This window comes from Acinetobacter bereziniae LMG 1003 = CIP 70.12 (assembly GCF_000368925.1).
Classification (GTDB): domain Bacteria; phylum Pseudomonadota; class Gammaproteobacteria; order Pseudomonadales; family Moraxellaceae; genus Acinetobacter; species Acinetobacter bereziniae.
This window is the reverse complement of the sequence record NZ_KB849756.1, coordinates 876,610-897,962: the sequence shown is the minus strand read 5'-3', so window position 1 is coordinate 897,962 and position 21,353 is coordinate 876,610. Positions and strand designations below refer to the sequence as shown.

General features: G+C 37.9%; 17 protein-coding genes and 1 pseudogene. 6 read left to right on the top strand and 12 right to left on the bottom strand.

Translation table 11 applies throughout. The features are described from left to right. Nucleotides 1-46 precede the first annotated feature (46 nt). From F938_RS14135 to ahcY, 6 genes are all read right to left on the bottom strand, one after another. Nucleotides 47-1,285 carry a multifunctional CCA addition/repair protein gene (locus F938_RS14135; protein ID WP_005032742.1) on the bottom strand — a complete coding sequence of 413 codons (1,239 nt, stop codon included), beginning with the start codon at nt 1,283-1,285 and terminating at the stop codon, nt 47-49. 108 nt (nt 1,286-1,393) lie between these two features. Continuing rightward, nucleotides 1,394-3,664 carry an NADP-dependent malic enzyme gene (locus F938_RS14130; RefSeq protein WP_005032740.1) on the bottom strand — a complete coding sequence of 757 codons (2,271 nt, stop codon included), beginning with the start codon at nt 3,662-3,664 and terminating at the stop codon, nt 1,394-1,396. Nucleotides 3,665-3,801: 137 nt separating this feature from the next. Further along, nucleotides 3,802-6,240 carry a sensor domain-containing protein gene (locus F938_RS14125; RefSeq protein WP_227563965.1) on the bottom strand — a complete coding sequence of 813 codons (2,439 nt, stop codon included), beginning with the start codon at nt 6,238-6,240 and terminating at the stop codon, nt 3,802-3,804. Nucleotides 6,241-6,797: 557 nt separating this feature from the next. Next, on the bottom strand, nt 6,798-7,517 hold the full coding sequence (locus F938_RS14120; protein ID WP_005032738.1) for a 16S rRNA (uracil(1498)-N(3))-methyltransferase: 720 nt from the start codon (nt 7,515-7,517) through the stop codon (nt 6,798-6,800). A 38-nt stretch (nt 7,518-7,555) separates the two neighbouring features. Continuing rightward, nucleotides 7,556-8,392, bottom strand: a complete 837-nt coding sequence (gene metF / locus F938_RS14115) for a methylenetetrahydrofolate reductase [NAD(P)H] (RefSeq protein ID WP_005032735.1) — start codon at nt 8,390-8,392, stop codon at nt 7,556-7,558. Nucleotides 8,393-8,516: 124 nt separating this feature from the next. Continuing rightward, entirely contained in the window at nt 8,517-9,899 is a 1,383-nt protein-coding gene (gene ahcY, locus F938_RS14110; protein ID WP_005032733.1) for an adenosylhomocysteinase, read from the bottom strand. Nucleotides 9,900-10,186: 287 nt separating this feature from the next. Here ahcY and F938_RS14105 point away from each other — a divergent pair, with 287 nt between their 5' ends. From F938_RS14105 to F938_RS24770, 5 genes and pseudogenes are all read left to right on the top strand, one after another. Then, on the top strand, nt 10,187-11,029 hold the full coding sequence (locus F938_RS14105; protein ID WP_004829203.1) for a hypothetical protein: 843 nt from the start codon (nt 10,187-10,189) through the stop codon (nt 11,027-11,029). A 4-nt stretch (nt 11,030-11,033) separates the two neighbouring features. Further along, nucleotides 11,034-11,594, top strand: a complete 561-nt coding sequence (locus F938_RS14100; protein WP_005032731.1) for a hypothetical protein — start codon at nt 11,034-11,036, stop codon at nt 11,592-11,594. Nucleotides 11,595-12,249: 655 nt separating this feature from the next. Beyond that, a complete protein-coding gene (locus tag F938_RS14095; protein ID WP_005032729.1) occupies nt 12,250-12,432 on the top strand; it encodes a hypothetical protein in 183 nt (60 codons plus the stop codon). Then, nucleotides 12,422-13,840, top strand: a complete 1,419-nt coding sequence (locus F938_RS14090; RefSeq protein WP_005032726.1) for an amidase — start codon at nt 12,422-12,424, stop codon at nt 13,838-13,840. The genes F938_RS14095 and F938_RS14090 overlap by 11 nt, the downstream gene beginning before the upstream one ends. 78 nt (nt 13,841-13,918) lie before the next feature. Continuing rightward, nucleotides 13,919-14,062: pseudogene (locus tag F938_RS24770) on the top strand (DUF4424 family protein); the annotation flags it as partial. A gap of 44 nt (nt 14,063-14,106) precedes the next feature. Here F938_RS24770 and F938_RS14085 read toward each other — a convergent pair. The 4 genes from F938_RS14085 to F938_RS14070 form a co-directional block, all read right to left on the bottom strand. After that, a complete protein-coding gene (locus F938_RS14085; RefSeq protein ID WP_005032719.1) occupies nt 14,107-14,631 on the bottom strand; it encodes a tetratricopeptide repeat protein in 525 nt (174 codons plus the stop codon). 88 nt (nt 14,632-14,719) lie between these two features. Beyond that, entirely contained in the window at nt 14,720-15,058 is a 339-nt protein-coding gene (locus F938_RS14080) for a DUF3325 domain-containing protein (RefSeq protein WP_005032717.1), read from the bottom strand. Then, nucleotides 15,055-16,791: a PepSY-associated TM helix domain-containing protein gene (locus F938_RS14075; protein WP_005032715.1), complete on the bottom strand. Its 1,737-nt coding sequence runs from the start codon at nt 16,789-16,791 to the stop codon at nt 15,055-15,057. Before F938_RS14075 ends, F938_RS14080 begins: the two co-directional genes overlap by 4 nt. A gap of 1 nt (nt 16,792) precedes the next feature. Next, on the bottom strand, nt 16,793-17,146 hold the full coding sequence (locus tag F938_RS14070; RefSeq protein WP_004829183.1) for a hypothetical protein: 354 nt from the start codon (nt 17,144-17,146) through the stop codon (nt 16,793-16,795). Nucleotides 17,147-17,440: 294 nt separating this feature from the next. Between F938_RS14070 and F938_RS14065 the strand changes: the two genes are divergently transcribed. Then, entirely contained in the window at nt 17,441-17,695 is a 255-nt protein-coding gene (locus F938_RS14065; protein WP_004829182.1) for a hypothetical protein, read from the top strand. A 63-nt stretch (nt 17,696-17,758) separates the two neighbouring features. Here F938_RS14065 and F938_RS14060 read toward each other — a convergent pair whose 3' ends face one another. Both F938_RS14060 and F938_RS14055 read right to left on the bottom strand, forming a co-directional pair. Then, a complete protein-coding gene (locus F938_RS14060) occupies nt 17,759-18,148 on the bottom strand; it encodes a carboxymuconolactone decarboxylase family protein (protein WP_010591089.1) in 390 nt (129 codons plus the stop codon). 151 nt (nt 18,149-18,299) lie between these two features. Next, complete coding sequence (locus tag F938_RS14055) at nt 18,300-20,756, bottom strand: acyl-CoA dehydrogenase (RefSeq protein ID WP_005032712.1); 2,457 nt, start codon at nt 20,754-20,756, stop codon at nt 18,300-18,302. Nucleotides 20,757-21,353: the final 597 nt, after the last annotated feature.

Below are 21,353 nucleotides of genomic sequence, written 5' to 3'. Positions count from 1 at the left end.
ATTTTGAATTTACAAAAACCTCTCAAATTTCTGAGAGGTTTTTTGCTTAAACTGTATGATGATGACCTAATTGATCTTTTAAGTGCGTAATCGCCTCGATGCGTTTTTGAATCAGCATCTCACCAATATCTGCACCTTGAACTTCTGATGGTAAGTCTGAGGCTTTGATGCTACGTACAGTTTTCATCACCTCTAAAAGGAAATGGGCTTGAGGGTATTCACGATCTTCTAAACCCAAACGACCTTTTGCATCACATTCACAAGCTTGAACAAACGCTTCAACACGCTCTGGACGGCGCAATACGTCTAAACGTTGTAGTAAGCGCCATAATGTGCCTGCTTTTAAAGTAAAGGCTTGGTGGCATTTTAAATGCTCTTTACATACAGCAAGGGCAAGTTGTTTGGTTTGAGTTGGTACACGCAAACGATCACATACCGCCGTAACAGGTTGAATACCACGTTCTTCATGCATGATATGCCGTGGTAGCTCATCTTTTGGCGTAAGCGCTTTACCCAGATCATGTACCAGTACAGCAAAGCGCACATCCAAAGCATAATTGGCTTTACATGCTTGTTGTAGAGACATCAGGGTATGAATACCACAGTCAATTTCAGGATGATATTCAGGTCGTTGTGGTACACCAAACAGTGCATCAATTTCAGGGAATAAAACTTTTAAAGCACCACATTCACGTAATACTTCAAAATAAACATCAGCATGATCTTCCAATAAAGCACGAGAAGTTTCTTTCCAAACTCGTTCTGGTGTTAAAGCTTGTAACTCACCAGACTCAGCCAATAGGCGCATTAAGCTGATGGTTTCATCGGCAATACGAAAACCATATTGAGCATATCGAGCAGCAAAACGTGCTACACGCAACACACGTAAAGGGTCTTCTGCAAAAGCACTAGAAACATGACGTAAAACTTTATGTTTAAGGTCATCTTGTCCGTGATAAGGGTCATAAACTTGACCAGCATCATCCATTGCCATGGCATTGATGGTGAGATCACGGCGAATCAAATCTTCTTCTAAAGTGACATCTGGATCAGTAAAAAACTCAAAGCCATGATACCCATGTCCTGACTTACGTTCAGTACGTGCGAGCGCATATTCTTCTTTTGTTTCTGGATGTAAAAACACAGGGAAATCTTTTCCCACAGGTTGATAACCTTGGGCAAGAAGTTGTTCTGGCGTAGCACCAACCACAACATAATCTTTTTCGTGATAGGGATGACCGAGTAAATGATCTCTAACGGCACCGCCTACTAAATAAACTTGCATGAAAAAACCTCTATTCTTGATGCCATCATGCAACAGAATAGAGGTTTTCTCAAGTACAGCACTTGAGTTGCTTGACTAAAGTTCTGCAGTATTTATACCTAAGCTGGGTTAGCCTTGAGCTTGTTGAATTTCAGCAACGGTTAAAGCAGTCATATTCACCAAACGACGTGTTGTTGCAGTTGGTGTTAAGATATGAACTGGCTTCGCAGCACCAAGCAAAATAGGACCAATCGTTACATTATTGCCTGATGTAGATTTTAACAAGTTGAATGAAATGTTTGCCGCATCAAGATTTGGCATGATCAACAAGTTTGCAGAACCTTTGAAGCGAGAATTTGGGAATGCAAAATGACGAATGTTTTCGTCTAATGCCGCATCTGCGTGCATTTCGCCTTCCACTTCCAACTCTGGTGCAATCTCAGTCAAGATTTCAAACACTTTACGCATTTTCTGTGCGCTTGGATCGTTTTGGTCTGAACCAAAGCTTGAATGCGACAATAAAGCAACACGTGGCGTCATACCGAAACGACGAACTTCTTCAGCAGCTAAAATTGTCATTTCAGCAAGCTGTTCAGCCGTTGGGTTGGTGTTTACATAAGTATCGGCAATGAAAATATTGCGATCTTCAAGCATCAATGCGTTTAGAGTAAAGAATGTGCTACGACCATCTTTCAGACCAATCACATTTTTAACAAAGTCTAAATGAATGTCATAACTTGCATAAGTACCACATAACATACCGTCTGCTAAACCATGACGAACCAACATTGCAGCGATCAGCGTAGAACGACGACGTGACTCACGTTGAGCATACTCAGGCGTTACGCCTTTGCGTTGCATCAAGTTGTAATAGTCATCTGCAAACTTATCGTAATCAGGGTTTTTCTCTTGATCAACGATCGTGATGTTTAGACCATGTTCTAGACGTAAGCCCAATTTCTTAATGTTGGTTTCGATGACAGAAGTACGTCCCACAAGAATAGGTTGTGCTAAACCTTCATCAACTGCAATTTGTACTGCACGTAATACACGAAGATCTTCACCTTCAGCATAAGCAATACGTTTAGGTGCAGTTTTTGCTTGCGCAAAAATAGGTTTCATCATCAATGCTGAGTTATAGACAAACTCAGATAAACGTTGACGATAAGCAGAGAAGTCAGCAATTGGGCGACTCGCTACACCTGAGTCCATCGCAGCTTGTGCTACAGCAGGTGCAATTTCCAAAATCAGACGTTGATCAAGTGGACGTGGAATTAAATAATCACGACCAAACGATGCAGATTTTTCACCATAAGATGCAGCATCTGCTTCAACATGTGCCATACGTGCAATTGCATGCACACAAGCAATTTTCATCTCTTCATTAATTGTTGTTGCACCTACGTCAAGCGCACCACGGAAGATATAAGGGAAGCACAGCGCATTGTTGACTTGGTTTGGATAGTCTGAACGACCTGTTGCCATAATCACATCTGGACGTACTTCATGTGCATGTTCAGGCAAAATTTCAGGATCTGGGTTGGCTAAGGCAAAGATGATCGGATCTGCTGCCATCACTTTAACCATTTCTTTGGTCAAGATTCCTGCTGCTGAAAGACCTAAAAACATATCAGCATCTGCAATCACATCAGCGATTTGAGAGCCTTCAATATCTTGTACATAACGCTTTTTCGACTCATCTAAGCCTTCACGTTTTGTGGTTAATAGACCACGTGAGTCTGCCACAATGATGTTTTCTTTTTTCGCACCAATCGCACAAAGTAAATCTAAACATGAAAGTGCCGCAGCGCCAGCGCCAGAAGCGACAATTTTGATTTCATCAATTTTCTTGCCGTTTAATTGCAAGGCATTGAGAAGTGCTGAACCAACAATGATAGAGGTACCGTGTTGATCATCATGGAACACAGGAATTTTCATGCGTTCACGAAGTTTTTGTTCAATATAGAAACATTCTGGTGCTTTAATGTCTTCGAGGTTGATTCCACCAAAAGTAGGTTCTAATGCTGCTACGATATCAACAATTTTATCAGGATCATTTTCAGCAATTTCGATATCGAAAACATCGACACCCGCGAATTTTTTAAATAATACGCCTTTACCTTCCATTACTGGCTTAGATGCCAATGGACCAATGTTACCCAGTCCTAAAACGGCTGTACCATTACTGACCACTGCGACCAAGTTACCACGCGCAGTATAAAGCGCAGCTTTAGAAGGGTCTTTTTCAATTTCTAAACAAGGTGCTGCGACGCCAGGAGAGTAGGCAAGTGCTAGATCATGTTGATTGACCAATTGCTTGCTTGGTGTGACGCTGATTTTTCCTGGTGTTGGAAATTCGTGATAGTAAAGGGCTTGCTGTTTTAAAGATTGATCATCCATCTGAATCTCGATTATTACATGTTCCAGCGAGGCTGGTGGTTTGACTAAATTTGATCGAATATAACATTTGTTGAACAATACCGACAGTCAAAAAGCAGTTATTTCCAACAAAGTTATAGATTTAAAGTCTAAAAAAATTAGCAAATCGTAATTAGCTTATGCTGTTCTAAATATTTTGTACTGTCTGCTGAAGAAAGTGCTTTAGAAAAATAGAATCCTTGTAAAATATAGCATCCATGTTTTTCTAAAAATAATGCCTGTTCTTTGGTTTCTACACCTTCAGCAACAAGCGTAATCCCTATGGCATTTCCCATGGCAATAATTGCATTCACAATCGCTTCGTCTTTCTCTTGACCAATTTTTGAAATAAAGGCTTTATCTATTTTTAAAATATCAAATGGATAACTGGTGAGATAGGCGAGGGAAGAATAACCTGTACCGAAATCATCTAAAGAAATTGAAATATGACGATCTTTCAGTTGTTTTAAAAGTAAATTGACTTGGTCTGATTTTTCAAATAAAGAAGATTCGGTTAATTCAAGTTCAAGCATATCACCAGAAATATTATATTTTTTAAGCGCATAATCAATATCTTCAATCAACTGACCACGATAGATTTGTTGGGCAACAATATTGATGGATACTCTAAAGTGATCAAAGCCAAGAGATTGCCAATACTGAATCTGTTTACAGGTTTCATGCAATACGATCAATCCAATATCAGAAATTAAACTGGTTTCTTCTGCGAGTGGAATAAAAATATCAGGCAAAATATAGCCCAGTGTAGGATGATGCCAACGCACTAAAGCTTCAAAACCATAAATACGCTGTGTTTTAACACAGATTTTAGGTTGATAGTGGACAGTCAACTCTTTATGTTTAATCGCTTTTCGAAGTTCGCTTTCTAAGTTTATACCTTGATTCAGTAAAGGTGTTTTCTTATCAGAATAAAAATAAACTGTATTGCCACCTAAGCGTTTGGCTTCTCTCAAAGCAGATTCTGCGTGACCATTTAAACTATCCAGTTGCAGCCCATGCTCTGGGTACAGGGCAATCCCAATTGAAAGCGTAATGGTTTGTTCTTGTGCATTGATTTCAAACGGCTGTTTAAATGCATCTAAGATGTTTTGTGCATGCTGATGAATATTGATATTACTGTTTAAATTATATATCACAGCAAAATCATCATTGTTCAAATAGGCAATAAGCGAGGCATTGCTACAACATAATCTTAAGCGATGTGCCACTCGTTTGAGTAATTCATCACCTTCTTTATGGCTCATGAACTCATTAAACAGTTTAAAACGATCAATGTTAATGCGTAAAACCGCAAAGTTTTTAAATGTACTCGAATAATGGGTTAAATAATGATGAAGTCGTTGCTTGAAATAAAAGCGATTAGGCAGATCGGTGAGGATATCGTAGTGTTCTAAATAAGAGAGTCGTTGTTCCTGCTTTTTGCGATCAGTTAAGTCCGTAATAATGCCTACATAGTTTGAAATTTTATTTTTTTCATCATAAATCGCATTAATATGTACCCAAAGCACCAACTTTTTCCCTGATGTGAAATCAATTTGTAATTCTGATTCAAATTCACCATGTTGGACTAAACTTTGGGTAATCACCGTATACATCTTTTGCGTACGTGCATTGTTGTTGAGTGTAATATCAAAGAGATGGCGACCAATCAAATCATTTTCGGTATATGCCAGAAGTTGTTCAAAATAGGGATTTACTTCTAAATAACACAAATTATTGTCTAAAATAAATACACCTTCAGCCACTTGTTCTAAAACATTCGCAGCCAGTTTTAATTTTTCTTGATCTGTTTTTTCTTTTTGAATATTGCGTTGAATACCCACCATTCTTAATGGTTTATTATTAAAGTTCTTTGAAACTACTTTACCAATATCCTGAATCCAGCACCATTGATCATCGCGCTTTACACGATAAATTGCTTCAAAACGTTCAGTCTTGCCTTTGAGATGTTGTTTAAGTAGAGTTTTATAATTTTCAATATCTTCAGGATGAATGAAATCATCTACACTGTTCTGTTTAAGATTTAATTGTCTAAATTCAGCATCACTCTTTGAGTCGGCTATTTCAAAGGTACGCTTCTCTATGTTCCAGACCCATGAATGGATTCCAGCGGTTTCATGTGCAAAGGTAAGATTGGCTTGATGATTCTCAAGACGATCATTCATTTGCTTAAAATCATATGTTCGTTCTTTAACTTTTTGTTCTAATAAATGATTATGCAGTTGCAACTCATTTTTCATGGTTTCAGTTTTGGAGATTTCATTTTTGAGTTGAAGCTGTAAACCTTTTGATTGTTCAAGTTGTTGCTGAGATTGTCTAATCAATACGCGATTTTTCAGATTTAAAATTTCCGAATTCAAGTAAATTTTATGTGAGATATACGCACTGAAAAATAACAATGCGAACCAAACAATAAATACTGTGCTATACACTTCATTGGTATTTTGTGGAAATAGTAATGGAATGCTGAAAACAGGAATCGAAGACGGGACAAACAAAGCGGTGAAATAACTGAATCGTTGATTCAGAAAGTTCATCGCCATGACATAAGAAAAACTCAACAAAAAACTGGATAAAAGAAAAGAATAAAAAGGGTTAAGTGTATCGGGTAATCTGGTCAATTCTAAATTGATAATATAGATGCCAATACCAAAGAGACTGCCTAGAATTAGACTAAAAAATTGAAAAAATACATGCATATGCTTAAAAGATTTTTTTTTCTTTTGATACAGCATACAAGTTAGAAAAATACAGATCGACAGGATAAATAAAACAGTGGTAGCAAACCAAGATGTCAGTAAATCGGTATGTGTCTTAAACAAATAAAGATAAATAAAGGCATCACAAATGCACGTAAATAATACCCAAATAAAAAAAATTCGGATATTTTTAACAGTCTTTCTGATGTTCGATGAATTCACATCATATGAAAGAAGCTCTTCCTGAACATCATTCATTAGCTGTTGCACCTCTGCTATTTTTAGAATGCGTAGGTTTAAGGGGAGCAACTATTGAAAATTTGTTAATTAATAGTCTCTTTGCTACTAAAATACTGTGAAATCACCAAATTTGCAATTGCTTTGTGTGATAGAAGTCACTTTAATGGGAAATAATAATTCAAAATAGACAGGGCAACGATAGGTGCAGTCTCGGTTCTTAATACACGTTGACCAATACACCAATTTTTAAAGCCATATTGGTTCGCTGTCAAGATTTCTGCTTCACTGAGTCCACCTTCTGGACCAATCAAAAGTGCAAGATTTGAGGATGCATTTGCTAGAACATCGGTTTGCTCTTTTTCAGGAGCAAGAACAAAACGAGTCTCTGGTAATTTATTTTCCAGCCAGCTTTGTAAGCTCAAAGGAGCAAGAATTTCAGGCACAATATTCATCCCACACTGTTCACAAGCAGCAATCGCAATACCTTGCCAATGATCAAGCTTTTTTTGGTCGCGGTCATATTTTAAACGCATTTCACAACGTTCAGAAGTCAGTAATTGAATTTTGGATACACCAAGTTCAACCGCTTTCTGTATGGCATAATCCATACGATCACCTTTACTCATGACTTGTCCTAGCAAAGCATTGAAAGCAGGCGTCCGATTATCGGGGTGAAATGATTGCACCGCAACAGAAGCTGACTTTTTAGCAACCTCTGTTAAGCGCACTTCATATTCTCCACCTTGTCCATTGAACAAAGTGGCTTGTTCACCGACTTGTGCACGTAATACCTTAACCCAATGATGAAATACGGTTTCAGTCAGTTCAACTGTCGTATCGACAGCCAGATCCGTTTCAATATAAAAGCGAGGCATTCAGTTTAACTCACAAGTAAGGAATTCAATTTTTTGATTTAAGCTAAGCCAAGATCAAGGACAAGCTGACGATTCGGTTCAGTATGGTTCATCGTATAAAAGTGCAAACTTGGCGCACCACCTTCGATAAGGCGTTCACACAGTTTAACGACCACCTCATGACCAAAGGCTTTAATACTGGCAGAGTCATCACCATAAGTGGCAAGTTGCTTACGGATCCAGCGTGGAATTTCAGCACCCGTACCATCAGCAAAGCGAATTAAATTACTGGCATTGGTAATTGGCATAATGCCTGGTGCAACAGGAATATCAATTCCTGCTTTTTGGATACGATCTACAAAATAGAAATAGGCATCTGGATTAAAGAAAAATTGAGTAATGGCTGCATTTGCTCCAGCATTTACTTTTTCAATAAAGTGTTGAATATCTGCATCATAGCTTTCCGCTTGAGGATGCATTTCTGGGTATGCTGCGACTTCAATTTTAAAGTGGTCACCAGTATGTTCACGAATAAAACGAACCAAATCGGTCGCATAAGGGAGTTCACCTAGCCCAACTTGACCTGATGGTAAATCACCACGTAATGCAACGATACGATCAATACCCTGTGCCTTATAAATATCTAATAATTCAGCAATGCGTGCCTTATCATCTCCAATACATGAAAGATGTGGGGCAACAGGTGTACCTTTACCATTAAAATCATTAATTGCGGCTAAAGTACGTTCACGGGTAGAACCACCAGCACCATAAGTAATGGAAAAAAACTCTGGATTGAATTGTTGCAATTCTTGATGAACGATTTTAAGTTTTTCCGCACCTGCATCGGTTTTGGTTGGGAAAAACTCAAACGAAATGGGAATACGTTTGCTCATGATTAAATCCTTTTTTATAAATGCTTTTTAATATCTTTCACTTTTACCCAATCCTCTCCCTAAAGAGAGGATATCCACTTTCAATATATAAACTTTGAAAGTGTAGGGTAGATAGAATGAAAACTTAGTATTTATAAGCTTCAGATTTAAACGGACCCTCAACTTGCACACCTAAGTAGTCTGCTTGTTCTTGAGTCAATTGTGTCAATACACCACCAAAACCAGCAACCATTGCAGCAGCAACTTCTTCATCCAGTTTTTTAGGAATTAATTCAACACGGATTTTTGCTGCTTTTTGATCTTCTGGAAGATCTGCAAATTTTTCAGCAAATAGATGCATTTGACCTAATACTTGGTTGGCAAAAGAACCATCCATTACACGAGAAGGGTGACCTGTTGCATTGCCTAAGTTAACCAAACGACCTTCAGATAAAAGGATCAAATAATCGTTTTCATTTTCTGTACGATAAACTTGGTGTACTTGTGGTTTAACTTCAACCCATTTGTAGTCACGTAAATAGTTGGTATCAATTTCAGTATCGAAGTGACCAATGTTACACACCACTGATCCTGCTTTTAACGTATCCAACATTGCTGAGTCACACACGTGGTAGTTACCTGTTGTGGTCACAATGAGGTCAGTATTTTGAAGAAGGTCTAAGTTAATATCTTCTTTCTTACCTGTTTGAACACCATTTTTGTATGGAGAAACGACTTCATAACCGTCCATACATGCTTGCATTGCACAGATTGGGTCAATTTCAGTTACGCGAACAATCATGCCTTCTTGACGAAGTGATTGAGCAGAACCTTTACCCACATCACCATAACCAATTACGAGTGCACGACGTCCAGATAAAAGCATATCTGTACCACGTTTGATGGCATCATTCAGAGAATGGCGGCAACCGTATTTATTGTCATTTTTAGACTTGGTAATCGAGTCATTGACATTGATTGCTGGAACTTTCAATGTTCCATCACGGAACATTTCATGTAGACGTTGTACGCCTGTAGTTGTTTCTTCAGTGATACCATGAATTTTAGCGATGAGTTCAGGATATTTTTCATGAACAACAGCAGTTAAATCACCGCCATCATCTAAAATCATGTTGGCATCCCAAGGTTTGCCATTTACATTGATTTGCTGTTCAAGACACCACATGTATTCTTCTTCAGTCTCACCTTTCCAAGCAAATACTGGAATACCAGAAGCAGCAATAGCCGCAGCAGCATGGTCTTGAGTCGAGAAGATGTTGCATGAAGTCCAACGTACTTCTGCACCAAGTTCAACCAGTGTTTCAATCAAAACAGCGGTTTGAATGGTCATATGGATACAACCAAGAATTTTTGCACCAGCAAGTGGTTTTGCTGCTGAGTAACGCTTACGTAAACCCATCAATGCTGGCATTTCTGCTTCAGCAAGTTTGATTTCTTTACGACCGTAATCGGCTAGGGAAATATCAGCAACTTTATAATCTGTAAATGAAGCATTAACCGCGTTCATCACGATCTCCTTTATAAATAACAAATATTGATCATTCAGTTCGCGGATGCCGTTGTTGACCAGCACGAATGTCTGACCGAATCGTCGAGCCTAGCGATTTCACATTTATGTGCCTGTGAAAAAGTCGCAGCATCCCTCGACTGGCGACTATTGTACCTAGATTTTATTAGAGTTCAAATGTAGTTGGTTAATATTCAACTAAAAGATAGAATTAGTTTTTGGGCAAAATCTGTATGAAAAATAGTTCAGTATCAATAAAGCGATCAACATCATAATAAAGGCAAATAATGCATTCATATCAAATTAAACAATATTTAGGCGTTATATTTGTAGCTGTATTTGTGATTTTTGGCATATTTTTCTATTTTATTGCAGATGAAAATATTCACATTTTTCTCTATGTGTTCTTGTTCTATATCATTTTCTCTGTATTTCTAGGGCGCAAATTTTCTCTTTCCAAGCACAGCCATGTGCATGCTTTGGTGTTGATCTGTAGCTATTTTATTTTGCAGTGTGTTTATACCGCTTCACCACGTATACAATTTGAAGAATTTAAACTCTGGCATCCGACTTGGGAAAAAGTACAACACGTTCGTATCATTGATTACTCTGCTGAACAGTATCGAATCGGGCGCAGTACCAGTTTTGCTTATATGAATGTGATCTATGAGTATCGTTATCAACAAAAGATGTATACAGTCGAACAACCTGATATTACTCGGCAGTATTATCTGTGGGTTACAGATCAATCTGATACTTTAAAGCAATCTTCACAGCAAAAGTTTGAACATTCAATAAACAAGCATGAATTTGAGGTTTGGGTTAACCCAGCACAACCCCAAGACGCTTTTTTATTTTATTCTCAGAGGTGGTTTGATTTAAGAGGGTCGTGGCTCGCTAAAATCTTTTTTATTGCCCAGTATTTTTTGGTTTTTGCCGTGGCTATTGCCGGTTCGATGTATGTAGTGGGACGATTAAGAAAGCATTTGTCAGGTTTTAGCCAAGCACTGAATCGTCAACCCGCTTGGTTGAGATATGTGCTGATCAGTGTGATATTTATTGTAAGTGTGATGACGTTACTTTTTCTTTGGATTGGTTTTATGGTTTTAAAAAGTCAGTATTGGGGCTGAAAAAATGATAGATATCGTTAAAATTATTGATTTACATACTTTTGCACTCAAACAAGCGATTGAACAAGCCTCAATTGAACAACGTAAAAGTTTGGTCAAAGCCCTTTTTAGTTTTTATGAGAAATTACCTCATTTTTATGTTTTTATTGAAAAAAATTATCAAATTACCATCAATAAATCCCAACTATTTAATGATATTGATCATGAGCTTTTGATTCACTATCAACAAAAGATTCAGCGCTCTAATGCGGCAATTGATGAATATGCAGATGATTATGAGGAACTGGATGAAATTGAAGTGATTTGTTTAGATGCTTTTGCAATGATGGTATCAAAACAAGATAAATCTCAAGCATTGGTGGCTTTATTAAGTGGGGTCATCGAGCTACTAGACTACTATCAAAACTTTTCAGATCAACCTGAGTATTGGAATGCCATATTAGAAAAAGAAGTCCTTTTTCAAGAACAGATCATGAATGATATTTCGACTCACATTACTTTTGATGTCGCTATTTACGCTCATCGTTATCAAAATATTGAATTTCCTGATTTGGATGGAATTTAATATTGTGATAAACAGAAATAGAATTATTCGTCAAAGTGGGTAGAACTGAGTGCTTAGATAGGGCAGATTATTTGTTTATAAACGATCCTAAATACATTTTTTTCATAAATAAAAAAATGATCATGTTGAACGAATCATATTAATATTGAAAGTTCGTTCTCCCAAAGGGATAAAACAAGGATGGGGAAGATTTTGTGTTGAATTATAATTTTTAAAATGCCTGATGCAAGAAACCTAATATCGATATGAATAAAGATTAGTATTTTTAATGTAAATATGGGTTTAAAATTTATATATATTTTCTCCTATTTTATGAATATATTTTTTAACTTTTGATGTTTAAGTTTTTGTAATTAATGACAAATATGCTGGTAATAAATGTATAAATTTATTTTATTGAGTGTGGGGTGGTTTTATTTATAATAATTTTTTTATTTTAACTATATTGAGTGATTTATTATATTGGAGGTTTTATTTGTCAATACAACCTAGGTCTAATATTATATTTTTTATATCCAATTAAATTGGAGCTGATTGTCTATTAAATGATCTTTATAGGTGAAATTCAATAATTATAATTTTATTGAGGCGCCAGATTTATGGGAATCGAATGGTCAATCTGAAAATATAATTTTCCAAAAGGATGGTGATAATAATGGATATTAGTGCAACAAAAATATTGGGACAGCTGAATATACCTGTCAATCCGAAAACTCAAGCAGAATTAGAACAAAGATGGCAAGGAATAAAAGCGCTAAAAAAAACGGTTCAGACTCAAACTAAAAATGACCATGATATTTGTGTCACAAATACAGCTGGAGGCGATCATGTTAAATAAAGACCTCTTAAACCTTTCAGTTGTCGAGTTGGCTAAACGCATTCAAGACCGTAGTGTAAGTTCAGTAGATTTAACTCAACTCGTATTGCAACATGCTCAAGATTACAATGCAGAAATCAATGCATATATTTCATTTCGCGCAGATAAAGCCTTAGCAGAGGCTGCTCAAGCAGATGTAGAGATTGCGCAAGGAAACTATAAGGGCATATTCCACGGTATTCCAATGGGGATTAAGGACAATATTTATATTGGTGGTGAAGTGACCACTATGGCTTCTAAGATTCATGCCAATTTCATTTCTAGTGATGATGCAACTGTGATTTCCAAACTCAAGGCTGCGGGCGCAATCATTATCGGTAAGTTAAATATGCATGAGTATGCATGGGGCATTACCAATAACAGTCCACATTTCGGTCCGTGCCGTAATCCATGGAATCTTGATAAGATTCCTGGAGGGTCAAGCGGTGGTTCAGGTGCAGCTGTTGCTTCAGGAATGTCGACCATTACATTAGGAACTGACACAGCAGGTTCAATTCGTATCCCATCTTCAGCATGTGGTTTAGTTGGGTTAAAACCAACTCATGGTTTAGTTGCAAAGTATGGTTGTTTTCCATTGGCATGGACTTTAGATCATATTGGACCAATGGCTAAAACTGTTGCAGATGCTGCTGCTATGTTAAAAGTAATAGCAGGATTTGATGAGCGAGATCCGACCTCTAAACACGTTGAAATTCCAGATTATATTGCCTTGCTCAATAGTGATGTCAAAGGTAAAGTCATTGGTATTAACGAAGACTATTTCTTTCATCAAGTCGATGCGCCGATTGAAAAATTAGTTCGTGAACAAATTGCTCAGCTTGAGCAGCGTGGTGCTATCATTAAGAAGGTCACAATCCCAGCATTGAAAAATGCTGAATATGTAGAATTAGTGACGAGTCTGTCAGAAGCCGCTACGATTCACCATGATGATTTACAGCAGCGTCCAAATGATTTTGGCGATGATATTCGTCTATTATTTGAATTGGGTGAGTTGCCAACGGCAGTAGAATATTTACAAGCTCAACAATTAAGAAGGGAACTAAAACAACAGTTTGCCCAAGCCTTCGAAGAAATTGATGTTTTGATTGCACCAACATTACCTATTTTGCCACCTGATATAGGCAGTTCAGTTGCAAAACTTAATGGTGAGCGTGTCGATCTATTAAATCATATTATTCGTTTTACGGGTCCGAGTAATTTAACAGGTTTACCTGCATTAACTATCCCATGTGGTTTGATTGATGGGCAACCAGTAGGATTGCAAATCATAGGTCCTGCTTTCCAAGAACCAAAGGTATTTAATATCGCCTTAGCTATTGAAGAACAGGTTAAGTTTAATTATCAACAGCCAGTTTTAGACCGCATTTAAACCTTTTAACGTTTTAGTGCTAAGACAGGATGATAGAAATATGAGTCAAGGCTTGTATTTCTATTGGTTAAAATCATCATGCTGAGTTCAATTTTTGCAATGATAGCCGTATTTGCCAATGATTCAACAGGTTATGTGAGGACAGGTGGAATTGAATACCTTAAAAATAAGAATATTGCGGTGTACAGTGAAGATTTATGGATCAGTAAGAAGTTAATTAAAGAAACTCAGCATCAAGCCCATATTATTAGACTTGATGCACTGCTTTATTTTTCAGTATCTTCAATCGTTTTGACTTTATCTGCCCAGAAGTCTGCTTTTTCATCATCAATATCAACACCTAAGCCATGCTCATAAACACAGACCAAATCACGCATGGCTTGAATTTCACCTAATTTCGCGGATTGTTCTAGCAATTCCACAGATTTAAGTAGATCTTTTTCAACCACATCACCACGACGATAAAAATTAGACAATTCTAATAATGCAGCAGGGTGTTGATGTTTTGCGGCTTGTTCTAACCAGCGATATGCATGCTCGAAGTAGGTTTTGGATTCATCTGGGTCTTCTTCCAAAATTTCTTTTGCATAATAAGTATAGCCTTCACCTAACCAGTACATGGCTTCTACATGTCCTAATTGTGCTGCTTTCAATGCCCATTCTTCGGCGAGTTGGTTGTTATCTTCATCCTCACTTTGCATGTAAATTTCAGCAAGTTCAAATTGTGTAGCAGGATTTCCCATCGCAGCACGATTTAACAATTCTGAAGGGATTGAAAGTGGTTTAGACATAAAAATACCAATGTAAAGACAAAAGAGTTTTAACAAAAAAGCCAATCTAAGATTGGCTTAAGAGTATAACTGATTTTGACCAAACAATTTAGACCAGTAGGATGATGCCTGTAATACAACTTACAATGAGGCAGATGATTGCTACAGTTTTTATTTTAGTACTGTAATAGCTCAACAATGATCCTACGAATAATGCTGAAAAAGTGAGTATGCCCACCCATAGACTCAGCATACTACTCGGTTTTCCTGACATTAAGCAGATGATTAAAGAGATGAACAATAAGCCCCAACCTGATAGTGTCGCAAATAGGGTTGGTTTTTTTGCTAATTCATGACCATAAATTTGTTTTTGATGTTTTGACATAACGCTGGCAAGTGCAATCATCGCTAAACTGGATATAGACCAAATCAATAAGAAGAAAATCATACAGCGATCTCCTTGGTTGCTGGTACATTTTTAGCTTTTTTGACTGGAAGCCCTTTATGTTTTTTGACTTTATAAAATGACAAGAAAAACAAAATTGCGATTGCCCATGTCATTAAATCAAAAGATGCAATCATCCATTGACCATTGGCAATACTGTTCCAAAGTGCTTGACCGCCTGTCATAAAATTAATGAGTGGTAACAGGGCATAGGCAATGGTTGCCAGCATTAAAAGTTCTAACCAAGCCTGACGATGTGGTCGGATTGCCGCATAAATTAAACTTGCAAGCCATGCGATAAAGAAGGCACGAATTTCCCAGTTTAGACGTGCTTCTACTTCAAAAGGAATAAAACGATTGGCATAGAAATAAGCTGCACAAGCAATCGGTAATCCAATCACTGCAGCAATATTCATGACCTCTACAAAGCGATAGCCAAAAGATTTATAACCTTGTTTTTGCTGTTGAGGCGCTCTTTTTACACACCACAAGATCAAGCCCGTAGCCACCATTAAAGTGCCCAGAACACCAGAAAAGAACAATAACCAGCGGAAAGTCAAATCTAGTCCACGTGCTTCATGTAAGACAGTCACAACGTTGTAGATACCCATTGGAACAGAAGTATTTCTGGCTTGTAGATCATCAGAGATGTCTTTCCCCGTAACACCATCAAACTTTAAAACAGGATATACACCACGTTGTATTACACTTTTTGCATAAAGTGCTCTAAGTTCAATGCTTGCATTGGTAGTGTTTGGTGCAATGATCTGGATTGACGCAATTGGATTATCTTTCCACTGGGTTTGTGCATTTGCAATAATTGGTGCTAAATCAGTGAGTGCTGCGGGCTGTCCAGCTTCTTGTTGATGTTTAGCACGTCTTTCACCACGTGAACGTTGTTCATTGCCCGCAGTTTGTTGAGCTTGACCACTTTGCCCTTGAGCTGTGTTTGCAGTTCCGTTACGATTTTCTGTTGTTCGATTACGTGTATTATTCTGTTGAACACCACCACGCATTTCCTGAAAAAACTCTTGTCGATCTTCATAAACTTGGTTGATCCCCCAAGGCATAAACATAAACATGAGCAATAACAGACCACTAAATGTGATCATGATATGAAAAGGAAGTGCAAAAACCGCTGTAGCATTGTGTGCATCTAACCAAGAGCGTTGTCCTTTCCCAGAACGGAAAGTAAAGAAATCTTTAAAGATTTTTTTATGTGTAATGATGCCACTGATGATCGCAACAAACATTAACATGGTTGCTAGACCGACTAACCAACGTGCCCAAATCCGATCTACGCCATAGAGTTCAAAGTGAAAGCGATAAAGAAAACCACCACCCCGAGTGTCTCGTGCTTCGATAACTTGACCTGTTGCACTGTCAATGGTGATGCGTTCACCACCACGGCGGGCTTGTAAATCTTCACCTTGTTTGCGGATGTTTAACTCAGTGGTGGTTTGTCTCGAATTTGGTAATTGGATGGTCCAACTGCCTGCATCGGGATAATTCTTCTGTAAATAATTTAAAGCAACTTGAGTTTGTTGTAATTGCGATGAGCTTGGAACAGATTGGTGAGTTTCAGGTTTCATCCAAACAGAAATTTCTGACTGAAAAAAGCTCAATGTTCCGGTTAAAAAAATCGCATAGAGTAACCAACCCAAAATTAGACTTGCCCATGTATGTAGCCAAGACATGGATTGACGTGGACCTTCAACTTTTGCATCTACACGCATGTTAGTTCCCCATCATTTTTAAAATGATCAATAAAATGATGCATGGAACAACGATCCCTAAACTGGCTTTAAAGGTTTTGTTGACCATAAATACCCAAATGAAAGCGGCGCAATGAATACAGAAAGCAAGTAGGGTAGATGCCATCGCAGCTGAGGCTCGATAATCTGCAAAAGTTTTTGCGATCACCATAGCGGACAAAGAGGCAAGTAAATAGCCACCTAAAATTGCTAAGGCAAATCGATAAAAAATCATGAAGCGGTATTTTAACAGGGAGGGTGTGGATTTAGCTCGTGCAGAGACAGTCGGAGTTGAAACTGATGCATTCAGCGCATCGAGTTCAGTCTGGCTATTCATAGGCAATCAAATCAATAAAGGTTAAAAATTAAGTAAATAATAACAATTATCATTTACTTTTTAAACATAAAAGTTAAATTTCATTCAAATAAAGCAGTGGATTTATTTTAAATTTTATGAATTGATCGTATGTAAACCGCTCAGACCTGTTGAAAAAAATGTGTAAATTGATCGATCTAGCGAGCTTAGCTTTGATTTGAATTTTAAAGATATCTTAGCTAACACAAACCACACAGCGTATTTTTACTTTTATTTATATCTTGTAATGACCGCAATAAAAATATGGAAATAAAAATGTTTATTCATGCCGATGATGCAAAACAGCTGGCAGCAAACTCAAATCTCAATATCGAATTATATAAGATTCGCCTTGCTCAAATGATTGAAGAAAATGCAAAGCAGGGCAATACCGCAGTATTTACAGTTTTACCCAAGCATTTAGCCTTAGAAGATATACGAGCACTATCTTCCGAGTTGACACAATTGGGTTATCACATTCGTTTTGAAGTCGATGAGTTTTTTTATACGTTCAATGTGTTTTGGAACTAATGATTCAATCGTAGATATATCTTGTAAATATCGACGATTGATCAAAAGCAAAGCTCTATAAAACTAAGACAGCTGGCTTTGGTATTCGTTGATGACTTCAAGTGCAGCTCGAAAAGCTTCTTGAGTTGTCGGTGCGCCACAGTAAGGAAGGCTGTGTAAAAGAACTTCCTGTATTTCTTCTACGCTTGCACCATTGTTTAAAGCACCACGAATATGACCTTTAAGTTCAGTTGGACTTTTTTGTGCAACCAGAAATGCGATGGTAATCAATGAGCGATATTTACGAGGCAATACATCTTCACGTTGCCAAGTCGAGCCCCATGCATGCTCATTTATCCAGTCTTGCAGTGGTTGTGTAAAAGGCACAGTATTGTCTTGGGCACGTTTGACAAAACTTTCACCCATCACTTCTGTACGGACTTTTAAGCCATTTTCATAATCTTGTTTAGACATCATCGTTTTTCCTGTGCTGTTGTATTTTTGACACTATACTGAAATAGTTTAATGCCCCCATTGGCAATAGGTCTAAGAAAAAGCAGTGAAGGTGATTCACTGCTTTTGATAAAAGTTTATAGCATTGAGAATAGTGTATTCCCAAATATTTCTATGTTTGATGAAGATGGGGGTTATCTAGTTCCAATACGCGTTCCAGTTTTTCGTCAAAAATATCGGTGAGCATACTGTCATAGCGTAACGCATTATATTCCGCCAACTTATTTGCAAGATCTTGCTGAATTGCCCCACGACTGACTGCATCAGCCAAACGTTCCTCAAATGTAAGACCTTGATATTCACCTTTAGATTCCGCCTTTTTAAAGTGATTCCACTCATTTTCTACTGTTGTCAGTAGATTAAAGGTTGCTTCCATTCGACCAAAGGCATCCTGAGGATTAACCGAATAATAGACTTGAGTTTTTAGATAATCACGGAATGGATTGTTCTGCATGATCAATTCAGCAGCTTCACTCTTTTGACGATCACTTGGTTTTTTGAGTGGTCTACCGAATGGGAAGCAAACAAACTTCACCAGACCTGAGGCGATTGGAATCGGGAAATTATCAAACAAGCCGAAAAATGCTTCTTGTGCCAGATAAAGCGTTTCATCTAAAGCAAGTTGGGCATGTAATTGTTCGGCTTCACTTCTTTGACCATGTTCATAAAATTTGAGAATCGCCGTTGCAATGAACATATGTGAATGAATATCGGCTAATCGCCCTGAAAGCATTTCTTTACGTTTAATATCTCCAGCTAAAAGCCCTAAGCACATATCCGCAGTCAGTGCAAAGTCAGCACTCAAGCGATTGATGATTTTGTAATAAGGTTGAGTAAACTTGTCTGCGGAATCTGGTCGATGCTGGCTTGAACCAAACCAACCATATGTAAATGCTCGGGCAGCTCGGTTCAAGGTATAACCTAAATGCTGGTAGAGCATGGTATTAAAGGTTTCGAGAGCCACATTTTTATCCTCAGCTTGTAAAAGTTGTAGCTCTTCAAACAAATAGGGGTGACAGCGCATAGAACCTTGTCCAAAGATCATGAGGGAACGACTTAAAATATTTGCACCCTCGACCGTAATCGAAATTGGAATAGCTTGGTACATATTGGCAAGGAAGTTGCGTGGACCTTGTTGAATACCACGACCGCCTGTAATGTCCATACCATGATTGACCAGTTTACGCATGGTCTCAGTTGCATAGTATTTTGCCATTGCTGTCATCACAGCAGGCTTACCTCCTTGATTAAGCCCACAGGTGACTAAATAACGGAAAGCTTCAAGTTTATAAGTACTACTGACGATTTCACTGCTAACTTCTTGTACCCCTTCAAACTGACCTACCGAAAGCTTGAATTGTTGACGAATTTTTGCAAATGCACCGACAGATAAATAGGTCATTTCACTGGCTGCGGTAGATAGGGCAGGCAGTGAAATTCCTCGTCCGACGGCAAGACATTCCATCAACATTCGCCAACCTTTACCTGCGTTTTCAGCACCACCAATGATCCAGTCGATTGGAATAAAAACGTCTCGTCCTTCAACCGTACCATTCATAAAGGGTGAACCGCCCGGATGGTGGCGAGGTCCTACAACAACGCCTTCATGAGATGCAGGAATAAGCGCACAAGTGATGCCATATTCAGTTTTGCTTTTATCCCCCAATAGCCCTTCGGGATCATAAAGTTTAAAGGCTAAACCGACTACAGTGGCGACTGGTGCTAAGGTAATCCAGCGTTTGGAGAAATTCATCTTTAAACCGAGGGTTTGTTGTCCTTCAAAATCGCCATAACATACAACGCCTGTATCTGGAATTGCCCCAGCATCAGAACCAGCTTCTGGACTGGTCAAACCAAAGCATGGAATTTCTTCACCTTTGGCTAAGCCAGGAAGATAACGATTTTTTTGTTCGTCAGTTCCGTAGTTGAGCAATAACTCACCAGGACCCAATGAATTTGGCACCATACATGTCACTGCCGCAGTCAATGAGCGAGATGCAATCTTGCTCATAATTCGGCTTTGAGCAAATGAAGTGAATTCACGTCCACCATATTCTTTGGGGATGATCAGTCCAAAAAAGCCTTTTTCTTTAATGAATTGCCAAGTTTGTTCATTTAAGTCTTTATTTTGATGGATTTCCCACTCATTCAATAATTGACACAGTTGTTCAACTTCGTTATCTAAAAATGATTGCTCTTCTTTTGAAAGTGTCGGATAAGGGTAATCATTGAATTTTTCCCAATCGGGTGCACCCATAAACAATTCTTTTTCCCACCAACTGGTACCTGCATCAAGCGCTTCACGTTCAGTGGTGCTCATACTTGGCATCGCATTGGCAAGCGTATTGTAGGCAGGCTTGGTCAATACTTGCATTCGCAACGGTTCAATGACTAACACCAGACTGATTAAAATCAGTGGAAGACCAATGATCAGAGACCATGGGCTGATCAATGCAGCTAAGATGGAAATCACTATGATGATCACAGCCCCTATGTTTCGAGACAGCGCGAAAAAGAAAATAGCCCAAAGTGTGATAATTTGAATAAGTATCGCAATGAGTAACAGCATAAACATATTACCTCTAAAGTTTTAATATTAGTTTTGGGAAATACGAAGACCTGATGACATTAGATTTATTCTTTCATTAAAAAATAAGGTGAAAAAATAAACATATTATTTATTAATAACGATTTTTTATCTAAACATTAAGGTAAAAGTATTGTTGTTTTGTGAGTATAAGTTAATCAATCTTGGTCACGATCTTACTCAAAGTCCATATAAGTGTGATAAGCAGAGTTTATTGGGTATTTATTCTATGAATACTTTTCAATTTTTTAGCAGTCTCCGTTTTGAACTGATTGAGCGCAATCCAGCGTGGATCCTATATTTATTTTAAAAAATGAATCTGCTGATGTTATAAATTTGTGTTAATTTCCAGAATATTGATGATTTTTATTAAAAATGCTTATTTTTTGTGCAAATATTCGCTTTGATGCAATATTTGTGATGTACCATTTTTTTTCGAAATGTCGTTATCACAGATCTTGCGTTGACTCTCATAGCATGAAGGCTGATACTCTCAGGGTTAATTTTAAGCAAATCGGTTCGTAGGAGTCGGGTCACAAGCTCGGTTCTCAAAAACACAATCAACAGCAAGGGGCTATA

What these genes read in the sequence shown, in the direction of transcription:
- F938_RS14135 (WP_005032742.1), bottom strand. Translation starts at nt 1,285, where the DNA reads ATGCAAGTTTATTTAGTAGGCGGTGCCGTTAGAGATCATTTACTCGGT.
- F938_RS14130 (WP_005032740.1), bottom strand. Translation starts at nt 3,664, where the DNA reads ATGGATGATCAATCTTTAAAACAGCAAGCCCTTTACTATCACGAATTT.
- F938_RS14125 (WP_227563965.1), bottom strand. Translation starts at nt 6,240, where the DNA reads ATGAACTTTCTGAATCAACGATTCAGTTATTTCACCGCTTTGTTTGTC.
- F938_RS14120 (WP_005032738.1), bottom strand. Translation starts at nt 7,517, where the DNA reads ATGCCTCGCTTTTATATTGAAACGGATCTGGCTGTCGATACGACAGTT.
- metF (WP_005032735.1), bottom strand. Translation starts at nt 8,392, where the DNA reads ATGAGCAAACGTATTCCCATTTCGTTTGAGTTTTTCCCAACCAAAACC.
- ahcY (WP_005032733.1), bottom strand. Translation starts at nt 9,899, where the DNA reads ATGAACGCGGTTAATGCTTCATTTACAGATTATAAAGTTGCTGATATT.
- F938_RS14105 (WP_004829203.1), top strand. Translation starts at nt 10,187, where the DNA reads ATGCATTCATATCAAATTAAACAATATTTAGGCGTTATATTTGTAGCT.
- F938_RS14100 (WP_005032731.1), top strand. Translation starts at nt 11,034, where the DNA reads ATGATAGATATCGTTAAAATTATTGATTTACATACTTTTGCACTCAAA.
- F938_RS14095 (WP_005032729.1), top strand. Translation starts at nt 12,250, where the DNA reads ATGGATATTAGTGCAACAAAAATATTGGGACAGCTGAATATACCTGTC.
- F938_RS14090 (WP_005032726.1), top strand. Translation starts at nt 12,422, where the DNA reads ATGTTAAATAAAGACCTCTTAAACCTTTCAGTTGTCGAGTTGGCTAAA.
- F938_RS14085 (WP_005032719.1), bottom strand. Translation starts at nt 14,631, where the DNA reads ATGTCTAAACCACTTTCAATCCCTTCAGAATTGTTAAATCGTGCTGCG.
- F938_RS14080 (WP_005032717.1), bottom strand. Translation starts at nt 15,058, where the DNA reads ATGATTTTCTTCTTATTGATTTGGTCTATATCCAGTTTAGCGATGATT.
- F938_RS14075 (WP_005032715.1), bottom strand. Translation starts at nt 16,791, where the DNA reads ATGCGTGTAGATGCAAAAGTTGAAGGTCCACGTCAATCCATGTCTTGG.
- F938_RS14070 (WP_004829183.1), bottom strand. Translation starts at nt 17,146, where the DNA reads ATGAATAGCCAGACTGAACTCGATGCGCTGAATGCATCAGTTTCAACT.
- F938_RS14065 (WP_004829182.1), top strand. Translation starts at nt 17,441, where the DNA reads ATGTTTATTCATGCCGATGATGCAAAACAGCTGGCAGCAAACTCAAAT.
- F938_RS14060 (WP_010591089.1), bottom strand. Translation starts at nt 18,148, where the DNA reads ATGTCTAAACAAGATTATGAAAATGGCTTAAAAGTCCGTACAGAAGTG.
- F938_RS14055 (WP_005032712.1), bottom strand. Translation starts at nt 20,756, where the DNA reads ATGCTGTTACTCATTGCGATACTTATTCAAATTATCACACTTTGGGCT.